The organism is Aquimarina sp. 433 (genome assembly GCF_054054605.1).
In genome coordinates this window covers 438,463-457,406 of record NZ_JBSWZK010000003.1, presented here as the reverse complement: position 1 = coordinate 457,406, position 18,944 = coordinate 438,463, and the positions used below count along the sequence as shown (strand labels likewise).

Sequence of the window (18,944 nt, the reverse complement as noted above, 5' to 3'; positions counted from 1 at the left end):
TTTATAAGAAAAGGGTATTTTTGTTTAAAATTTGAACTACTGTAGGAATCATCATAAGTTTCGAACTTATCATAATGTATACTAATAGTAGTTTTTTATCAAACTTTCACAACCTTATAAATAATTATCGGATGAGAAATGCAGTTCCGCAGGAGATTGAAATCACCAAAGTACAAGAATCAAAAATTGGACAAGTAGATTTTAAAAACTTAGCTTTTGGTAAAGTTTTTACAGATCACATGTTTATTTGCGATTATGTCAACGGCGAGTGGCAAACACCAAAAATAGTCCCATACGGACCCCTAACACTAGATCCTTCTGCGCGTGTATTTCATTACGGACAAGCTGTTTTCGAAGGAATGAAAGCTTATAAGGACGATAATGGAGATACTTTTTTGTTTAGACCAGATGAAAATTTTAAAAGAATTAACAAGTCTGCAGAACGATTAGCAATGCCAGAATTTCCTGAGGAATACTTTTTTGATGGATTACATACTTTATTGCGTTTAGATAACGAGTGGATACAACCAGGTTTTGGAAACTCATTATATATACGCCCATTTGTGATTGCTACACAACCTAGTGTTTCTGCTTCGGAAGCTGATGAATATCGATTTATGATCATTTGTTCGCCAGCTCAATCTTATTACAGTGGAGATGTAAGTGTTTTAGTGGCTGAGAAATTTAGCCGTTCTGCAAATGGAGGATTCGGATATGCCAAAGCAGCTGGAAATTATGCCGGACAGTTCTACCCAACTAAATTAGCTAAAGAACAAGGATATCAGCAAATTATCTGGACAGATTCTAATACACATGAATATGTAGAAGAAGCAGGTACTATGAATGTATTCTTTAGAATAAACGACACCTTATTAACAGCTCCAACGAGTGATAGAATTCTTGATGGGATTACTCGTAAAAGTTTGATTGCATTAGCAGAAAAACAAGGATATAATGTAGATGTAAGACCTATAAAAGTTAGTGAAATCGTAGAAGCTTTTAAAAATGGAAGCCTAAAAGAAATATTTGGTGCTGGTACTGCTGCTGTTGTAAGCCCCGTAAAAGCTTTTGGTTATAAAGGAGAACATTACGAATTAGAAAAACAAGAAAACTCATATGCTTCTTATTTTAAGAAAGCATTAATGGATATTCAGTATAACCAAGCTGAAGATCCATTTGGATGGAGAGCAAAGGTATAATCAAGTAAATTACAATTAAAGAATACGAATTTAGATATTAAGAAAATGCCTTAGAAATTCATCTAAGGCATTTTTTGATTTAGTTTTTATCTATCTAAAATCTCTTTAATATTTGGTTTAAAATAATTAGGCCCTTTGAGCACTTTACCATCTTCTCGATAGATAGGTTTCCCATCTTCTCCTAATTTACTCATATTACTACGTTGAATCTCCTCAAAAACCTCTTCTATTTTGTGCTGCATACCGTGTTCTATAATCGTACCACATAAAATATACAACATATCGCCCAACGCATCTGCTACTTCTACCAAATCGTTATTTTGAGCCGCCTCAAAATATTCTTCATTCTCTTCCTTCATTAAATTAAAACGAAGCGTGTTTTTCGCTTCTCCTAAATCTGCAATAGGTTCGTTTTTATATCCAATTTCAAATGCTGTATGAAATTCTTGTACAGCGGCAATTTTATCTTTCATGTATTTATACTGTTGTTTTAGAAGTTATTTAGAACCTACCATTAATCATCTGCTTTGTGTCAAAATTTTGTTATGGTGTATTTCAAGTGATTCTTCTATAAGTTATCTTTGCGGTAAAAATAACAATTTATGTTTAGTACTGGTCAGTTGATTTTTGCAGGATGTTTTGTAGTTGCTTTTATTGTTTTGATGATTATTAGCTATCGAAAAGACTTACAACTACATCGCAAATATTACAAAGGCAGTATTTTTATTCTCATCGGTTTTATTATCTTTATTTTGCTGCTTTTTGCGTTAAAAACGTATTTAAGACCAGAATAATAAACTATACCCCTAGTTTTCAATTAAATAGTAATTTTTATCATCTAGGATCATTTGATCACTAGTAAATCCTTTTTGGTATTTTTCTAAAAAATTTTAGAAAAATACCGGGTATTGGGTATGGGAATAACTGTGGGGTTTAAAGAGATTTGGAATAACTAAATAACTAAAAATGAGACAAGCATATTGTAATCTACTATTCTTACTCTTCATTATTCATAGTAGTTTTAGCATAGAGTTATCTAAATGGACAGTATTGATATACTTAAATCCAGATTATAGTGATTTAGCTTCATATGCACTTGATGATTTCGAAGAAATGGCTAAAATAGGAAGTAATAGCAATCTCAATATCATTATGCAAATGGGGAGGAGTGATTATTATGATGACAATTATTATGAACATCCAAACGACACAAGATATGATGCTTTGAGGTTTAAGATTGAAAAGAACATGAAACCTTTCCCTGAAAATGCTGTAGAAAAGTTAACGGAGTCAAGTATGGCATCAAAAACAGCATTTTACGAATTTATTAAATGGGGTAAAGAAAAATATCCGGCAGAAAAGTATTTTTTAATTTTTTGGGATCATGGTAATGTATGGAAACTTCCTTTAAAAAAATCGTTAAAGGATAGCATCTTATTGAATAAATTTTACAATCAATATGAACATCAATTAACAAAGAAAAATCTTAAAGTTGAAGAACTTTATAATTCAAAAATTGAGTCGACAATAAAAAAAAGAAAATATTATTCAAAATTATTAAAAAGGCAATTAAAGAGAATAGGTAAAAAATCTCGAAGCCTTAACACTAAACTTCCCAAGAACCTTCAAATTGACAATCCTTTTTTAATCGAAATTGATAAGTATTATGACGAGTACTCAAAACACTTTGGATTTAACAATAACATTTCATCTACATCCCGCGAAATAAGACACTTTCGAAAAATTTTAAAAAAAACAACTATTAGTCTTGACTCACTTAATCTACAAAAGAGAAAGCTTACATTAATAGACTCTTTACTAGAAACAAACAAGACTAGAATAAAAAAATTTTCTGAATTTAGTAAAGATATTATTCGAACTAATATTTTGAACCCAATAATACTGGATAAAAAAACTGAAAGTGTTTTATCTTTAGAAGACTTAAAAGATCTACAAAATCACAAAATTGATATTATCGGTTTTGATGCTTGTGCTTTAGGCAGTTTGGAAGTAGCTTTTTCCGTAAAGACATTATCAAAATATATGATTGCCAGTCAAGAAACCATTGATGGAAGTGGATGGAATTATCATAAAATATTTAAAAATTTTATTAATAATCCGGACATTGATCCTGAAATACTTTCTGTTAAGCTGATTAAAAACTTTGAATCAACTGAAAACAAAACAATATCCTCTTTAGATCTTGGAAAAACCGATAAATTAATTGCTTCTTTAAATGAAATCTCTAATTTATTAATTCAAGAGATCAAAAAAGATAATGAGCCTCTTAGTCTAATAATAAAAAAGGTTAGGACAAAATGTAAAGCATACAGTCCTGGAGAATGTGAAGGCTTTATTGATATATTTACATTTCTTGATTATCTCGCAAAAGACACCTATTTAATAAACAATTATCCCATTTTGATCGAAAAAATTCATGAAACTAAAAAGGTCATTCAAGATGAACTAGTTCTAGAAACATATAGCCTTGATGAATATTCTAATTCTAATATTCCTACATATGGATCTAATGGAATTTCATTTTATTTCCCAAGAAAAAAAGTAATTAACAAAAGATATATCGTTAATAATCAAAGACATTTATCAATTGTAAAGCAAAGTAAATGGGATGATTTTCTATTATTATACAAAAGTAAAAATCATATCCCTGCTAGCTGTGAATTAGATTAAACTTAATAATAAAACAAGACAAGAACATGAAACACCTATCTCAAACAACATTTTTACTCCTAATAATAATAAGCTGTTTCTCCTGCAAAAAAATGACTAAATTACCTACTTCTAAAGTAATACAATATGAGAGTCTAGAAAATGACACTATCCAACCTCATCAAGCTTTAACATTTAGCTCTTCATTTATTATAAATGAAGTGGATGATAGGTGGCAATCGATTGCTTCCAGTCAAAATTACGGAACCAATTATGGAATTTTTGCAAAAATCAACGCACAGCAATCCGACCTCGGAGAAAAATATTTTAGCATTAAAAACATTGAATTTAAAACTATAAATTACAAACCCACCATATCTGTTGGAATTGATACCGTTGTAGTAAAAAAAAGAGGATCAAAAACCTTAAAAATCCAAGTCTATATGAAAGGATTAGTTAACCCTAAAAAAACTTTTGATTGGATCTCAACTGACTCTACAAAAATAGATTTACCAAAGGAAAACTCTATAATAAGAGGTGAAAGAATTCTTCAACCCTTATTTATTGTGAATAAAACAGATGTTGACATCACAAAGAAGAACAAACAATATTTTAAAAGAGTTCTTAATAAAAGAACCGAAGATACTTTATACAGCGAATCAAGCAATAAAGATGGGACAATTTTTGACTCAGAATTTTTCTACAAAGATGGCCATCATCTAGTAGCTAAATACGATTATGATATGGATTCAGATAGAAGAGGAGTTATTATAAAAGACCCAGGACCAAGATGTAGAGAATATAATCATAAAATCATATTTTCTGAGTAATGAAAAATATTAACTATTTAATTTTTATTTTTTGCTTTATCCCAAATTTTTATGCTTATTCAAATAAAAAATTAGATAGTTTTTTTGAGCAATTAAAAAATCATAATTACAATGTAGCAAGAAACATAGCTCAAGAGTTAAGTGATGAGCCGTACGGCCCATCGCTTAATTTACTTTTATCTACTATATCTAAAAAAGAAATTCATAAAAAGAATGTGATCATAACCAAAAATGAAGCTTTAGAAACAAGATTTATTAAACATTTATTGATTGGTTATAACAACACTCTTCAAGAAAAACAATCCAGTTTAAAAGCCTATATAAATTTCTCTAAAGCCCTAAAGATCAGTAAGGCTTTTAATAGCACAGAACTAAAGAAAGTAGCATTGATAGCCATTTTAGAGTTGTTTAAGAGAGAAATCTTTATAGGTGGAAAGCAATATCTTCCGTATTTAGAAGAGTTTATTGAGCTTAAAACCGATTTAACTGATGAAGTATTAATTATTCTATACAGACTTACTTTTTTTTCAAAAGGTGATGCCAAATTATCGATTCATGACTTATATAACCAATCGTTTTACCAATTAGACTCTATATTCAAAGTCTTACCTAAAAATCATAACTTCCGACCTATTTATTATTTTGAAAAGGGAATATTTAATAAAATTAATAAGGATTATTCAAAATCAATTTATTTTTTTAATAAGACGATAAGCTTATCAAAACAAAAAGATTTTTTAAAAAACTTAGAATGTTCAGCAAATTGGCAAATAGCAGACGTCAATATGAAAATGAATAAAATTGATACGGCGAAAGAAATCATTAGAAACCCTAATGGTTGTAGACAAAGGTTAAAGGATTCCTTTTATGATTATCGATTATTCTCTAGAATATTAGCGAAAGAAAAAAAGTTTGATTCGGCATACCAATTCTTAAATGAATCTCTAAAGATTGAATATGAATTAGGTTATAAAAATAATACTCTTGAATCTTCAATTCTAACCGTTCAAAATCAAACCGATAAATTAAAAATTGATAAGATTGAATTAAATAATAAGAGACAAAACAACCAGAACATAGCAATTGGATTAGGCGGTTCTCTTTTTTTGGGAAGTATTATTGCAATTCTTGTATATCGTAACACCAAACGCAAACAACGAATCGCTGAACAACAGCGAGAAATCGAAATTCAAAAAACCGAAAAACTACTTAAAGAACAAGAACTAACGGCTATCGACGCCATGATTTCTGGACAAGAAAAAGAACGGCAGCGCTTAGCGAATGATTTACACGATAATTTAGGAAGTACACTTGCAACTGTAAAACTTCATTTCGATCATTTAAAAAACAATAGAAACAATCCTAATATAGAAAATGTAGAAGAACTTTACAGTAAAACCAATAATTTGCTAGACGAAGCATATCAAAAAGTACGAACTATTGCTCATGAAAAAAATAGTGGAGTTATGGCAAATCAGGGATTGCTTCCAGCAATTAAAAAGTTAGCCGCAAAAGCTTCCAATGGAGATCAGCTGCAAATAGAAGTACAAGATTATGGATTAGAGGAACGCTTAGATAATTCCTTGGAAATTTCAATTTTTAGAATGATTCAGGAATTGATTACCAATACCATTAAGCATGCCAATGCCTCAGAAATTAATATTTCTCTTACCAACCATGATTCTTTATTAAATATTATCGTGGAGGATAACGGAAAAGGATTCAATGCCAAAGTGTTACCAGAAAAAGATGGAATGGGATTAAAAAGTATCGAGAAACGTATTGAACATCTGGAAGGAACTTTTGAAATTGATTCTACTGTAGGTAAAGGAACAAACATCATCATAAACATACCCATATGATCACAGTAGCTATTGCAGAAGATCACCAATCATTAATAGATGGTATTGATTTATTATTAAAATATGAAGAAGGAATCAGTATTATTGGTATGGCTAATGATGGCGAAGAATTATTATCCATTGTAAGAAGAAAACAACCTAAAGTCGTACTAATGGATATTCGGATGCCGAAAGTGGATGGTATTGCCGCAACTAAAATCATCAAAAAAGAATTACCGCACACCAAAATTATAGCCTTCTCCATGTTTGATCAAGAAGATGCCGTAAGACAAATGGTAACAGCAGGCGCTTCTGGATATTTATTAAAAAATTCCCCTCTAGAAGAAGTACTTACTGCCATATATGAAGTGACTAAAGGAAACACCTATTATGATGCATCTATAGACCCTTCTTTTTTCTCAGAAGACACTACTCAACAGGTAAAAAAACAAGTACTATCTAAAAGCGAACGAGAAATCCTTACACTAATCGGACAGGGAAAAACCTCATCCGAAATCGCTGCTATTCGTTTTAATTCTGTATCCACTGTAGAAACACACCGAAAAAATATCATCCGTAAACTTGGACTCAAAGGAAAAGGAGAATTATTACGCTATGCTATCGAGAAAAAATATGATTTCTAAGGTCTAAGACCTATTGAAAACTGAACAAAATACCCTTTTATGGGTATTTTTTCCCGTGATATTTCGGAATAATTTTAGGAATCATTAACTCCTAATTATTTCAAATCATGAAAACAAAATCCATTGTAACGATCGCAATATTATGCTATAATTTCATTGCGATAGCACAGAGCGCTGAAGAAGAAATATCACAACTAGCAGATCAAAACAAAAGTTCATCTGAATTCATAGAACTATTAAAAAACAATTACAATATTGAGAAAAATGAGTACTTCGGAATTTTCAAATTAGTAGATACAACAGGAATTGAATTATATCAATCTGATGTATCAGTAACATCTGAAATAAATTCAGAAACTATAGATATTAAAAAAGTCATTATCGAAATTAAAGATGGTGAAATGTTCAATATCAAAGTTTTCCCTACAAACGATCAAACTTTGTTTTTTTATAACAAATCCCCAACTAATATCTATAGCTTTAATTCTTATAAAAACAAAACTAAACTTTGGAGTAATAAAAAGGAAGGCGTATACATAAAGCTCATAGACTTTATCACTTATGATTATCAAAACGGCAAACGATACATCATAGAAAATGAATTAATCAATCTTTCTTCTCACAAAGACTCCACACAACATAAAATTTTTATAAATAATAATTTAAAATCCATCATAGATTTTAGGGTTTATACAGATTTTTTAGGGTTAATAGATGAATCGTCTAATGGTATTGTAAGCTTCGAAGGCAATAGCACATTTTTTCTCAACCCATTTAATCTTGGACGCTTTCACTATTTATTTAAAAAATTTAAAGCAGGAGTTAGCTATTCTAGATTCGACAATGATGATAGAGAAGTTAATCTTCCTGTCATAAATTCCTTAGATCTAATACAAAAATCATTTTTAACCGCAGAAACTGAAATAGATATTTATGAGGTCCGGTTAGGTAAAAAATTTCCTTATAAAATTCTAGCGAAAGCGAAAGGAAGTCTTAGACTCACTGAAACTTCTGAAGAAAACTCAGAAGACTTAGAAAACACTACCACTTTAGGGTTGGGATACGGCACAGAATTGCAAGTTGAACGGTTTTCTAATTTTGGAATAAACGCTTCTATATATTTCAACAGATATCAGAATAACAATATAGTGGAAAACAATATTGTCAATTTCGATACTTTTAGTATTCATTCTGAAGTATACTTTTTTGTACCACAAAGTGATAACGCATTTTTTTTAAGAATGAAATATGAAGAAGGTCGAAGAGACCTGAATGCTAGTGCTAACTTTTTTAATATTCAGTTTGGTTATAAAGCCGAAATAAATTTCGCAAAGAATGATTAACGATAAAAAACGAAGTAGCGACAACATCAAAATACCCTATTACGGGTATTTTTTTGTGCTTGTTCGAAAGGTAGTTTTGGTATAAACAAAAAACACCTTTTCAAATGAAAAATTTTTATGCACTTACACTTATTGGAATACTATTTTGCTACAGCTGTAGCGAAGACAACGGAGATTCCGGAAATTCTGGTATTTCTGATCCTGCTCAAATTGCTAACCTAATGAATGACAATTTGATATTACCTGCTGGTTCATTTACCGTTGATCCTAGCACTGTTGGAATTGATGAATCTATTACCTTAGGAACTGGATCCTCTAGTATCGTTCCCATTGCCTCTGGGCAATCTATGACAAATGCAATTTCTTTTAACGCTCCCAATGGCAATGTCAATGCTGTGGGTATGCGTTTTGGAACCACGGGTCCTATTTATTTTGTTCCAATCAATACTAATGGAGCTACAGCAGGTACAGGAAACTTTGACTTTTTAATTAATCAAGGAATTTGTGCCGATCTTTCGCAAGTATGTCATGATATCAAATGTTATGAATTTGCCCAAACATCCGCCGGAAATATTTCTCGAGCAAATATTAGGGATGTAGCTATGCTCTGCGGAAATTGCGATGAACCATCTTGTCAAGGTTTGGTAGATGCATCGGATTGCGGCGGACTTGCTGGTCAGGATGGAAGTCCTAGATTTAATCTTACCTGGTCAGGGAGTTCCGATCTAGATCTTTATGTAAGAGACCCTAACGGCGAAACATTATCTTTTAACAATCCACAATCAAATTCAGGTGGAGCTTTAGATGTAGACTGCACCGGAAACTGTGCCGGTGGAAATTCAGAAAACATTACATGGGCTAATGGCGGTCCTTCTGGAACTTATCAGTTCTACGTAAATATTTTTAGCGGAAGTACTACTTCTTATACAATTACAGTTAGAGACAATGGTAGTACTGTAAATTCATTTAATGGAACCATCAGCAGTGGAAACTCCAATACGCTAAGCTATACTAAAAACTGATTTGTTGGGGTATTTATAACCAACATCTCCAGAAAATACCTCTAACTGGGTATTTTTTGATGAGTTCTTGGTTTTTAATTTCAACCCAAACTTTAAAATATGTTATTATGACTAAATTGAAACTTTCTGATTTCGAAATCGAAAATGCTTCTAAAAGCTACAATTTTAGAAGGACATTTTACTCAGCTCTCGTAGTATCATCACTCGCCGTAGCAACATCTTGTACCTCGGACAGTGCTGTATGTACAGATAGTAATAGTGGTGATGCAGTTGCTGCAGGAGTTAATTGTGTTGATTCTGATTAATTTAATCATTCAACTCTTAGAATTATGCCACTATAAAATACCCTTAATTGGGTATTTTTTCATTTTATATTCCAATGTAATTTTATCATAAGACTAAACACAATGTTATGATAAAATCTACAATCTCTAGAGTTATATTGATAAATAGAAAGCGTAGGAAATTGCTGATCAAAATAATTCAGATATTATTACTCATTTGTATGATTCCACTTCACTCCTGCTCTTTTCATTTTACAATGAATATTTAAACACTAGTTAATTACTTATCCATAAAAGCCAATACAATGAATTTACAAGAAATATTATATCCTATCACACCCGATGTTTTCTTTAAAGATTATTACGAAAAAAAACATCTAATTATTAAGAATAGAAGCAAACGCTTTTTTGATGATTTGTTATCAGTAAATGATCTTGACACTATATTATTTTCATTAACTAATCATCATCCTGATTTCCGATTAGCTGATCATTCTAAAACTGAAAAACCAGATCCAAAAGAATACACAATTAAGGGATCCGATATTATAGATCCCCTAAAATTTTCTAACGCTTTTGAAAATGGAAGTACCTTAGTAATGTCTGGATTACAAAACAAGATTTATAGTTTGCGAAAACTGACCAATGAGTTAGAAACTTTTATTAAACATCGTATTCAAACCAATGTTTACCTTACACCAAAAAAGTCACAAGGTTTTTCTACTCATTATGATACGCATGATGTATTTATTTTTCAATTCGAAGGCTCTAAACATTGGCGTATTTATGATGAGCCAGTTCCATTGGCAGATAAAACAACTCCTTTTGATAAGGAAACGTTTGTTCCTGGTAAAGTAATCGATGAATTTACTCTTGAAAAGGGTGATGTATTATACATCCCAAGAGGTATTGTTCATGATGCTTATTGTACCGATGAAAATTCTGGGCATATTACTACTGGAATTGTTGGCAAAACATGGGCAGAACATCTGGCAGAGGTTCTTATAGAAAAATCTAAAAACAACTTACCATTAAGAAAATTCACGAAATTTCATTTGACAGATGAGAAAGAAAAAAGTAAAGAGCTTGAAGAAATAAAACAGGTTGTTACAGCTCTAATAGAAAATCTGCAACATGACGAAGAGATTTTAGATGATTTCTACAGTAGACAAAAAGCCATTGCGCAAGGACAATTGAATCAAATGATAAACATTGATCAGATTAATGAAAATTCAACCATTAAAATCCGTGAAAAAAATAAATTTAGAATAACATCTCTAGATACTAAAATTAATGTAAAATTCTATGATCTCAAATTATCCATGCCTATACAATGTGAACCATTTCTGGATAGATTGATTGCCGAAGATCATCCTTTACCTATTCATAAAATTGACTGTAACCTTGATAATGAAAGTAAAGTTTTAGTAACAAAACAATTATCTAAAATTGGAGTACTTGATATTGCTTCTTAAAATGTAGCATTAAAAAACGCCTTCTGATCGGAATCAGAAGGCGTTTTATTTTATACCAAATGTTTTTTACTAATTTACTTCTGGTAAGAATCCAAATGACTTACTATATTCTAACATTTGTGTTACAAAATCCTTAGGCTGTGTAACATTTATTTTAGTAATTTCTCCATTTTCACCCATTTCAGGTACTAAAACAGGATTTACAAAACCACTGTAAGGAGCGGATGTAAATTGCTCATTTCTTGTTAGAACCTCTGCATGAATCGCTTGATCAACTTTTACTCCGTAACCTTCTACTAACTCCTCGGCAGCTTTGAAATCACCCTCGGATTTAATACGTTGTGTTTCACGAAGCAAACGTCCAAAAATTTCACGCAGCTTAGCATAATCATTAATATTATAATATGTTTTCCCGTCTTTACTTACTTTTTCTATAACATTGTCCTTAGTTCCTTGCTCATAAGCCCAAGAACTTACCCATTGACGGTTACGCATATGTGCTTCTTCTACATCATCACCCAAATTAAGACGTATTAATTGCGTCATAAGTCCATTACGGATATAGCCATCATATGCTGCTTTTCCAACTTTTTCCCAGTCTTCGACTAATCCCAGCTCCTGTAGTTTAGGATCCATTAGATAATATAGCCCTACTAAATCTGCTCTTCCTTCTTCCATAGTTGAAGCATAGTTTTTCAAAGTTTCCTTAGTTTCTCCAACACCAGGGTTTAATTGACCAGATGCATGCCCTACCACCTCATGTAAAGCAGTATGTAATTTATCTGCTAATTGTCCGTATTTTTCTTCTAACTCATATTCTTCATCATCATGCACAAACTCTTTAAGACGTCCTGATCCTCCAGCATTGTTATAGGCATTAATTATATTTCCTAAGGAAACAGATTTAGATCCAACTGCAGCTCTAATCCAATTGGCATTCGGAAGATTCACTCCAATTGGGGTACTTGGTGACGCATCTCCAGCTTCTCCTGCTACTGTAACCACCTTATAAGTTACACCAACAACACTGTCTTTTTTATGTTCTTCCATCAATGGAGAATTATCCTCAAACCATTGTGCATTCTCAGATAAAACTGCCATTTTTTTTGACATATCAAAATCCTTTATCTGAACAATAGTTTCATAAGACCCTCTATATCCAAGAGGATCATTATACACTTCTATAAAACTATTGATGTAGTCGATATTTCCTTCAGTAGCTGCTGTCCAAGCTACATTATAATCATCCCAGATTTGTAAATCTCCAGTCTTGTAATACTCGATTAGTAATCCAAGCGCATCACCTTGTGCCTGGTTTTCTGCTACTTCTTTTGCTTTTTCTAACCACTTGATAATTTCATCAATTGCTGCACCATACAAACCACCAGATTTATAAACCCTTTCTTTTAATTCTCCATTTTCTTTTACCAATTGAGAATTTAAACCATAAGATAGAGGCTTTTTAGGATCAGGTGATTTCATTTTTCCATAAAAAGAAGTAACATCCTCATTAGTAACACCTGGACCATAAAAATTAACAGCAGATAATGCTACGTTATCTATACCTTTTGCCTGATTCACTTTTTTAGCATCACTATCATCAAAAATAACTGTAAGCGCATCCTCACTCAACTCTGTTTTTGTTGCTTCCAGAAGAGTAGTTAAATACTCCTTACTAAACTCAGGTTTTATTTTATCATTACTATAGTGATGGTGGATACCATTAGAAAACCAAACTCTTTTTAAATAGGTTTCGAAAGAGATCCAATCTTTGCTAGTTTTATCTCCATTATAAGAAGTATATACATTTTCAAGTGCCTTACGAATCTTTAGATTATGACGATAGTTTTGATCCCACATAATATCTCTACCACTCAATCCTGCTTGTGTAAGATAGTATACTAATTTCTGTTCCTTTAATGTAAGATTCTCCCATCCAGGGATCTGATATCTTAAAATCTTAAGGTCGGCAAATTGCTCAACAACATAATCGAACTTCTCCTCTTCAGCTTCTTGCTCGGAAGTTTGTTCGGCTTCTTGTTGATTGATCTGATCCTGAATGCTTGGATCATTTTTACATCCAATTAGCAATAAGCTAATTAGCATAAAATACATTATACGTTTAATTATCATTTGTTTATGTTTATTGTTTCCAGCAAATGTAACGAAATAAAAAAAATCACATTTTTAAGTCACCTACAAAGAACATTTTTATACTTCATTTAGACAATAAAAAAGCATAACACCTTGAAAACCTACACACTAAAAACCATTTTAAAAATTGATTATCTTAGCTACTCAAATTTTCTAAACTAACTAACATGAAAATCATAAAATATTTATTTTTTCTTCTTCTTATTGTAGTTGTTGGTGGTGGGGCTTACGTGGCAATGATAGATGGCAAATTTCAATTAGAAGAAAGTAAAGTAATTAATTCTCCTAATGAATTACTTTTTGACACGGTTAATGACTTCAAAACATGGGAACAGTGGAATCCTTGGATGACTGATTCTGATGATCTAATTATAGAATATTCTAATCAAACTAGTGGTGTAGGAGCTTCTTATAGTTGGAAAAGCGAATCGCAAGAAGATGGAGGGATGAAAACTGTAAAATCAGCTCCTTTTTCTAGTATAGATCAAGAGTTAACAATGGTACTACCTGTGGTTGATCAAATTACCAATGATGTTTATTGGAAATTTGAAAAATTGGAAAACAAAAAAACCAAAGTGACTTGGGGAATCAAAGGAGAACAAGGTTTTATGGAAAAGCTATTTTGGATGACTAGAGATAGTACGGTATCCGAAAGTTTAAGACCTATGTATAAAAAAGGCTTAGAAAAACTAGATACCTATACTCAGAAAAAAATGGAAGAATATTCTATTAATGTTGATGGTATAACAGAACACAGAGGCGGTTTTTATATGTATAACGCAACAGCATCTTCGATAGCTGAAATTCCAGAAAAATCAGCACAGATGTTATCTTCGGTTTTGGCATATGTACGACAGAATAATCTACCGCAAACAGGAATGCCTCTTACTGTATTTAATGAATATAATGAAGCCTTAGGAACTGCTATTTATTCTTCGGGAGTTCCGGTACGAGAAGAAGTAATTACGCCGGCTGATAGTAATATCTTATGTGGGTCACTCCCACGTCAAAAGGTTGTAAAAGCTACTTTAAAAGGAGATTATAAGAATTTAAAAGAAGCATGGGAAGCTGCCAGCCAGTATGTACAGAAAAGCGGTTTAGTTCCTTCAACTGAATCTCCGGCTTTTGAAGTTTACAGATCAGGTCCAGATTTACAACCTAATCCGGCGGAATGGATAACAGAAATATATATTCCTGTTCAATAAACCCTTTTGACAAAACAGTAAAGGAAAAGTCTAATATTATATAAATGAAACAAATACTGCTCGTGTTTATAGGAGGAGGTACCGGTAGTGTAGCCAGGTTTCTTATTAGTAAATACCTAAATAATGAAACTAACGGAATACCGTATGGGACTTTTACCGCCAATATATTAGGTAGTTTTCTAATCGGTATTATACTTGGGCTTGCTCTAAAGAACAATGTATTATCACAAAATACTGTTCTATTAATTGCCACTGGTTTCTGTGGAGGGTTTACAACATTTTCCACTTTTGCATATGAAAATCATATGCTTCTACGATCCGGAGACTTTGTGAATTTCGCAGTGTATACGCTTGGTTCTTTTGTGATAGGGTTTCTTTTAGTATTTTTAGGTATGTGGATCGTAAAATAACAACTACAATTCTATCAATAATAGAAATTTAAAGTATCATTTTAAATAATAACCAACACCATTATAACCAATGAAAAAAATAGAAGCAATCATTCGTAAATCAAGATTTAAAGAAGTAAGAGATGCCTTGCATGATATAGAGGTAAACTTTTTTACTTATTGGGATGTTACGGGTGTTGGTAATGAAAAAAAAGGGCATTTATATAGAGGTATTAGCTATAGTACTTCTGATATCCAAAGAAGATATCTATCGGTAGTTGTCTCAGATGAATTTGCAGAAAAGACAATACAAACAATAATTGATGCCGCGAAAACCGGAGAAATCGGAGATGGAAAGGTATTCATTTCTGAAATACAAAATACCTACAGAATTCGAACTGGCGAGCATGGTAATCAAGCTTTGAATTAAGAAAATCCTTGCTAATATAAAAGAGCTTATCAGTACTTGATAAGCTTTTTTTATTATATCCTCATTAACCTTTATATAACTTAATTTAACAATTAGTGAAGATTATTTACTTATTTAACATCTTTACAAAAAACTACACTTTCAAATTCTTAAAAAATCGACCTACAAACGATAATGTCTAATTTTTTAGGGGCATAAAATAGTAAAAACGTAAAAATAGGGATGGATACCCCTTTTTTTATTGGGATAAATTTGTTTTAACATAGTTTTACAGCTCCAATTAAAAACAAATTAATACCAATTAATGTTTATTATGAAAACAAAAACCGTAACAACACTTTTTAAAAAAGTATGTCTTTTTTCTCTAGCGCTTATTAGTTTTTCTGCAATCGCACAGGAAGAAGAAAAAAAATGGTTCGATAATTTTTCTGTTAATGGATCTGTAGATGGATATTTCAGATATAATTTTGGGGCACAAAACGACAATTCTACCGCACCTGCTACTTCTTTTGCTAATCAATCTGGATTTGCTTTAGGTATGGCTAATTTAATCGTGGGTTATGAAGGTGAGAAAGTAGGATTTGTAGCAGATCTTGTTTTTGGTCCTAGAGGAGAGGATGCTGTATTCCTTTCTGACGGTTCTTCGCAAATTGTAAATCAATTATATGCTTACTGGAATGTAACTGAAAAGTTCAAACTTACTTTTGGTAACTTTAATACTTTTCTTGGGTATGAGGTAATTTCTCCAACTGGAAATTTCAACTACTCTACTTCCTACATGTTCTCTTATGGTCCATTCTCTCATACTGGATTAAAAGCTGATTTTGCGCTAAGCGACAAATGGTCTGCGATGGTAGCCATTATGAACCCAACAGATTATACAGAAAATAATCCTTTTGACACATACATTTTTGGTGCACAAGTAGGTTATGCCGCAGATAACGGAAGTGCATATCTTAACTTTAGATATGGAAACGAAGGCGAACCAGGATTAGTAGGTCCTACTTTTCAAGTTGATCTAACAACAGGATGGGATCTTTCTGAGAAATTTTATTTAGGAGTTAATACCACTTATTTAACTACGGAAGATCAAGGAGATGCTGATGCATCAGGATTCTACGGAGTTGCTCTATATCCACAAGTAAAAGCTACTGATAATTTCAGCATTGGATTAAGAGGTGAATATTTTTCAGTATTTAACGGTGGTTTAGTTGATGTAGTAGGTTTAGATGGAGAAGGTGATGGTAGCGTTATTGCTGCTACGCTTACAGGAAGTTATGATATTGGAGACCTAACTCTTAAGCCTGAATTAAGATTAGATTCTACATCTGAAGATTTCTTCAGTGACAATGATGGAGACGCAACTAAGAGTCTTTCTTCTTTTGTTCTTGGAGCCATCTATAAGTTTTAATATATTATAGTTTAATATATTGTTTGTTTATGCAAAAAGCACTCTGATATCAGAGTGCTTTTTTATTTATTTTCTTCGACGGTACTATACTTTTTGACTCCAACTGGAATTTCTAAATCTAAATGATTTTCTTCTGGAGGAATAGGGCAAGAATATCTAGCGCTGTAAGCGCAATAAGGATTATATGCAGTGTTAAAATCGATTATAATTGTATCACCTTCTGGAATAGTAAGATCTATAAAACGTCCTCCATCATATGAACTATCACCATTCGTTAAATCTGTAAAAGGTAAAAAAAGATAATTTTCGTACTCAGGTTGTGTTTTTAATCCTTGATTTTGATAAATATTAAGCTTTTGCTTTTTGTCTTCTAAAACAAATTGAGCTTCACCATATTTCACATAAATTGGTTCTCTATTCGTTGTAGTCTTCATAATAAAAGGAGTTTCATAGGGTGTCCTTACAAACTTTGCTTTTATGCTGTAGTTTGTATCAATTTTGAAGAACTCTAATGCCTTAAATGTTTTAAAATCCTTTGGTGTTAATGGCGATTTTTCTTCTGAAGCGAACTTCTTATTTAACCCCTCTTGAAAAGCTAGTATTTTTTTTATTGCTGTAGAATCTTGAGCCACTAAATGGCTAAAGCATAGCATTAGTAAAAAAGATAATCTGTACACTGTCCCCTTATTTTTTGCAAAAGTACAAAGCATTCACAATAAACAAGTTAATATTCTCTAAAATTGTATCCAGTTTTTCGACAAAAAGCTACTTTTACGGGTTCTAAACAAACCAACTAACCATATTTTGAAAAAACTGTTCCTAAATTATATAGATACCTTCTCTGGATTATCCAAAGAAGTCTGGTGGTTAGCCTTGATAACACTGATCAATAGAATGGGAGCTATGGTCATCCCATTTTTGTCTTTATACCTTTCTGATGATTTATGTTTTACACTACAAGAGATTGGATGGGTTATGAGTTGTTATGGTTTAGGTTCTCTATTAGGTGCCTGGATTGGAGGAAAATTAAGTGATCGAATTGGTTATTACAAAGTAATTTTAGGATCTCTGCTGCTAACTGGGATTTCTTTCTTTGTTGTGCAGTATTTCTCAAGCTTTTTGAGTATTTGTATTAGTTTTTTTATTTTAATTACGGTTGCAGATGCCGCGAGACCTGCATTTTTCGTAGCGCTTAGTGCATATAGTAAACCAGAAAACAAAACTCGATCATTAACATTTATAAGACTTGCGATAAACCTTGGATTTTCTATGGCTCCAGCTCTTGGAGGGTTTTTAATAGTTACCTTAGGATATTCAGGACTGTTTTGGGTAGATGGAATTACCTGTATCATCGCAGGACTTATTATGATCAAAACTTTACATCCTAAAAAAGCCAAAGTAATTGATAAAGAAATTGTTGTAGACAACCCTACTCCCGCAGCAAGTGATGGAATTTATATGCTATTTCTAATAGCACTAACATTGTTTGGGTTTATTTTTGTTCAATATTTTTCTACCATACCTTTATACTATAAAGAAGTTCATTTTTTATCAGAAAAAAGTATAGGTCTGATACTTGCCATGAATGGAATTCTAATTTTCATTTTCGAAATGCCCTTAATAGCTTATTTAGAATCTACCTCATTATCCAAAATAAAAAATGTAATTCATGGATTTATTCTAACAGGTATAAGTTTCCTGTTATTAGTGATCACTCCTTGGGCTGGGATTGTTATTATTGGTATGATCATAGCTACTGTCGGTGAGATGATTTCATTTCCTTTTGGTAACGCTTTTGCTCTTGACCGTTCTAAAAAAGGGAAACAAGGAGATTATATGGGCTTCTATAGCATGTCATTTTCTTTAGCACATATATTGGGACATAATACAGGAATGCAATTCATTAATAATTTTGGTTATAATAATGCATGGTTATTTATGGGTAGTATTGCCGCTTTAGGAACGTTTTTATTGTTTATTGTGAAATATAAAATTGGAAAAGAAAAAACAGCACTGCATGAAAAAACTTAATTACCAATAAAACCAG

The 18,944-nt window shown here is 31.8% G+C and carries 17 protein-coding genes; 14 read left to right on the top strand and 3 right to left on the bottom strand.

All coding sequences use genetic code 11. From position 1 onward, the window contains the following. Positions 1–131 precede the first annotated feature (131 nt). Positions 132–1,199, top strand: coding sequence for a branched-chain amino acid aminotransferase (locus ACWNT5_RS08680; RefSeq protein WP_299606573.1), 1,068 nt, complete (start codon positions 132–134; stop codon positions 1,197–1,199). Positions 1,200–1,285: 86 nt separating this feature from the next. Here the strand turns inward: ACWNT5_RS08680 and ACWNT5_RS08675 are convergent, their stop codons facing one another. Beyond that, positions 1,286–1,672: a nucleoside triphosphate pyrophosphohydrolase family protein gene (locus ACWNT5_RS08675; RefSeq protein WP_299606570.1), complete on the bottom strand. Its 387-nt coding sequence runs from the start codon at positions 1,670–1,672 to the stop codon at positions 1,286–1,288. 493 nt (positions 1,673–2,165) lie between these two features. Between ACWNT5_RS08675 and ACWNT5_RS08670 the strand changes: the two genes are divergently transcribed. The 8 genes from ACWNT5_RS08670 (at position 2,166) to ACWNT5_RS08635 (ending at position 11,308) form a co-directional block, all read left to right on the top strand. Continuing rightward, positions 2,166–3,890, top strand: a complete 1,725-nt coding sequence (locus tag ACWNT5_RS08670; protein WP_299606564.1) for a clostripain-related cysteine peptidase — start codon at positions 2,166–2,168, stop codon at positions 3,888–3,890. A 92-nt stretch (positions 3,891–3,982) separates the two neighbouring features. Next, on the top strand, positions 3,983–4,699 hold the full coding sequence (locus tag ACWNT5_RS08665) for a hypothetical protein (protein ID WP_299606561.1): 717 nt from the start codon (positions 3,983–3,985) through the stop codon (positions 4,697–4,699). Further along, complete coding sequence (locus ACWNT5_RS08660) at positions 4,699–6,561, top strand: sensor histidine kinase (RefSeq protein WP_456517117.1); 1,863 nt, start codon at positions 4,699–4,701, stop codon at positions 6,559–6,561. The genes ACWNT5_RS08665 and ACWNT5_RS08660 overlap by 1 nt, the downstream gene beginning before the upstream one ends. Beyond that, positions 6,558–7,184, top strand: coding sequence for a response regulator (locus tag ACWNT5_RS08655; RefSeq protein ID WP_456517116.1), 627 nt, complete (start codon positions 6,558–6,560; stop codon positions 7,182–7,184). Before ACWNT5_RS08660 ends, ACWNT5_RS08655 begins: the two co-directional genes overlap by 4 nt. Before the next feature lie 107 nt (positions 7,185–7,291). Then, the gene (locus ACWNT5_RS08650; protein WP_456517115.1) at positions 7,292–8,527 is read left to right on the top strand and encodes a hypothetical protein; all 1,236 of its coding nucleotides are present in this window, start codon (positions 7,292–7,294) and stop codon (positions 8,525–8,527) included. A 104-nt stretch (positions 8,528–8,631) separates the two neighbouring features. Then, positions 8,632–9,549: a YfaP family protein gene (locus ACWNT5_RS08645; RefSeq protein ID WP_456517114.1), complete on the top strand. Its 918-nt coding sequence runs from the start codon at positions 8,632–8,634 to the stop codon at positions 9,547–9,549. Between the two features lie 107 nt (positions 9,550–9,656). Then, positions 9,657–9,854 carry a hypothetical protein gene (locus ACWNT5_RS08640; RefSeq protein ID WP_299606546.1) on the top strand — a complete coding sequence of 66 codons (198 nt, stop codon included), beginning with the start codon at positions 9,657–9,659 and terminating at the stop codon, positions 9,852–9,854. Between the two features lie 284 nt (positions 9,855–10,138). Beyond that, positions 10,139–11,308, top strand: a complete 1,170-nt coding sequence (locus tag ACWNT5_RS08635) for a cupin domain-containing protein (protein WP_456517113.1) — start codon at positions 10,139–10,141, stop codon at positions 11,306–11,308. 69 nt (positions 11,309–11,377) lie between these two features. On the opposite strand, the gene ACWNT5_RS08630 is transcribed toward ACWNT5_RS08635, so the two are convergent. Beyond that, on the bottom strand, positions 11,378–13,441 hold the full coding sequence (locus ACWNT5_RS08630; RefSeq protein ID WP_456517112.1) for a dipeptidyl-peptidase 3 family protein: 2,064 nt from the start codon (positions 13,439–13,441) through the stop codon (positions 11,378–11,380). Positions 13,442–13,629: 188 nt separating this feature from the next. Here ACWNT5_RS08630 and ACWNT5_RS08625 point away from each other — a divergent pair, with 188 nt between their 5' ends. The 4 genes from ACWNT5_RS08625 to ACWNT5_RS08610 all read left to right on the top strand — a co-directional run bounded on the left by ACWNT5_RS08625 (position 13,630) and on the right by ACWNT5_RS08610 (position 16,897). Further along, positions 13,630–14,667, top strand: a complete 1,038-nt coding sequence (locus ACWNT5_RS08625) for an SRPBCC family protein (RefSeq protein WP_456517111.1) — start codon at positions 13,630–13,632, stop codon at positions 14,665–14,667. Positions 14,668–14,711: 44 nt separating this feature from the next. Continuing rightward, positions 14,712–15,077, top strand: coding sequence for a fluoride efflux transporter CrcB (crcB, locus tag ACWNT5_RS08620; RefSeq protein ID WP_299606534.1), 366 nt, complete (start codon positions 14,712–14,714; stop codon positions 15,075–15,077). Between the two features lie 70 nt (positions 15,078–15,147). Then, positions 15,148–15,486 carry a P-II family nitrogen regulator gene (locus ACWNT5_RS08615; protein WP_299606531.1) on the top strand — a complete coding sequence of 113 codons (339 nt, stop codon included), beginning with the start codon at positions 15,148–15,150 and terminating at the stop codon, positions 15,484–15,486. A 313-nt stretch (positions 15,487–15,799) separates the two neighbouring features. Continuing rightward, the gene (locus ACWNT5_RS08610; protein ID WP_456517110.1) at positions 15,800–16,897 is read left to right on the top strand and encodes a porin; all 1,098 of its coding nucleotides are present in this window, start codon (positions 15,800–15,802) and stop codon (positions 16,895–16,897) included. 62 nt (positions 16,898–16,959) lie between these two features. Here ACWNT5_RS08610 and ACWNT5_RS08605 read toward each other — a convergent pair whose 3' ends face one another. Next, the gene (locus ACWNT5_RS08605; protein WP_456517109.1) at positions 16,960–17,574 is read right to left on the bottom strand and encodes a DUF1684 domain-containing protein; all 615 of its coding nucleotides are present in this window, start codon (positions 17,572–17,574) and stop codon (positions 16,960–16,962) included. 127 nt (positions 17,575–17,701) lie between these two features. Between ACWNT5_RS08605 and ACWNT5_RS08600 the strand changes: the two genes are divergently transcribed. Then, on the top strand, positions 17,702–18,928 hold the full coding sequence (locus ACWNT5_RS08600) for an MDR family MFS transporter (protein ID WP_456517108.1): 1,227 nt from the start codon (positions 17,702–17,704) through the stop codon (positions 18,926–18,928). Positions 18,929–18,944 lie beyond the last annotated feature (16 nt).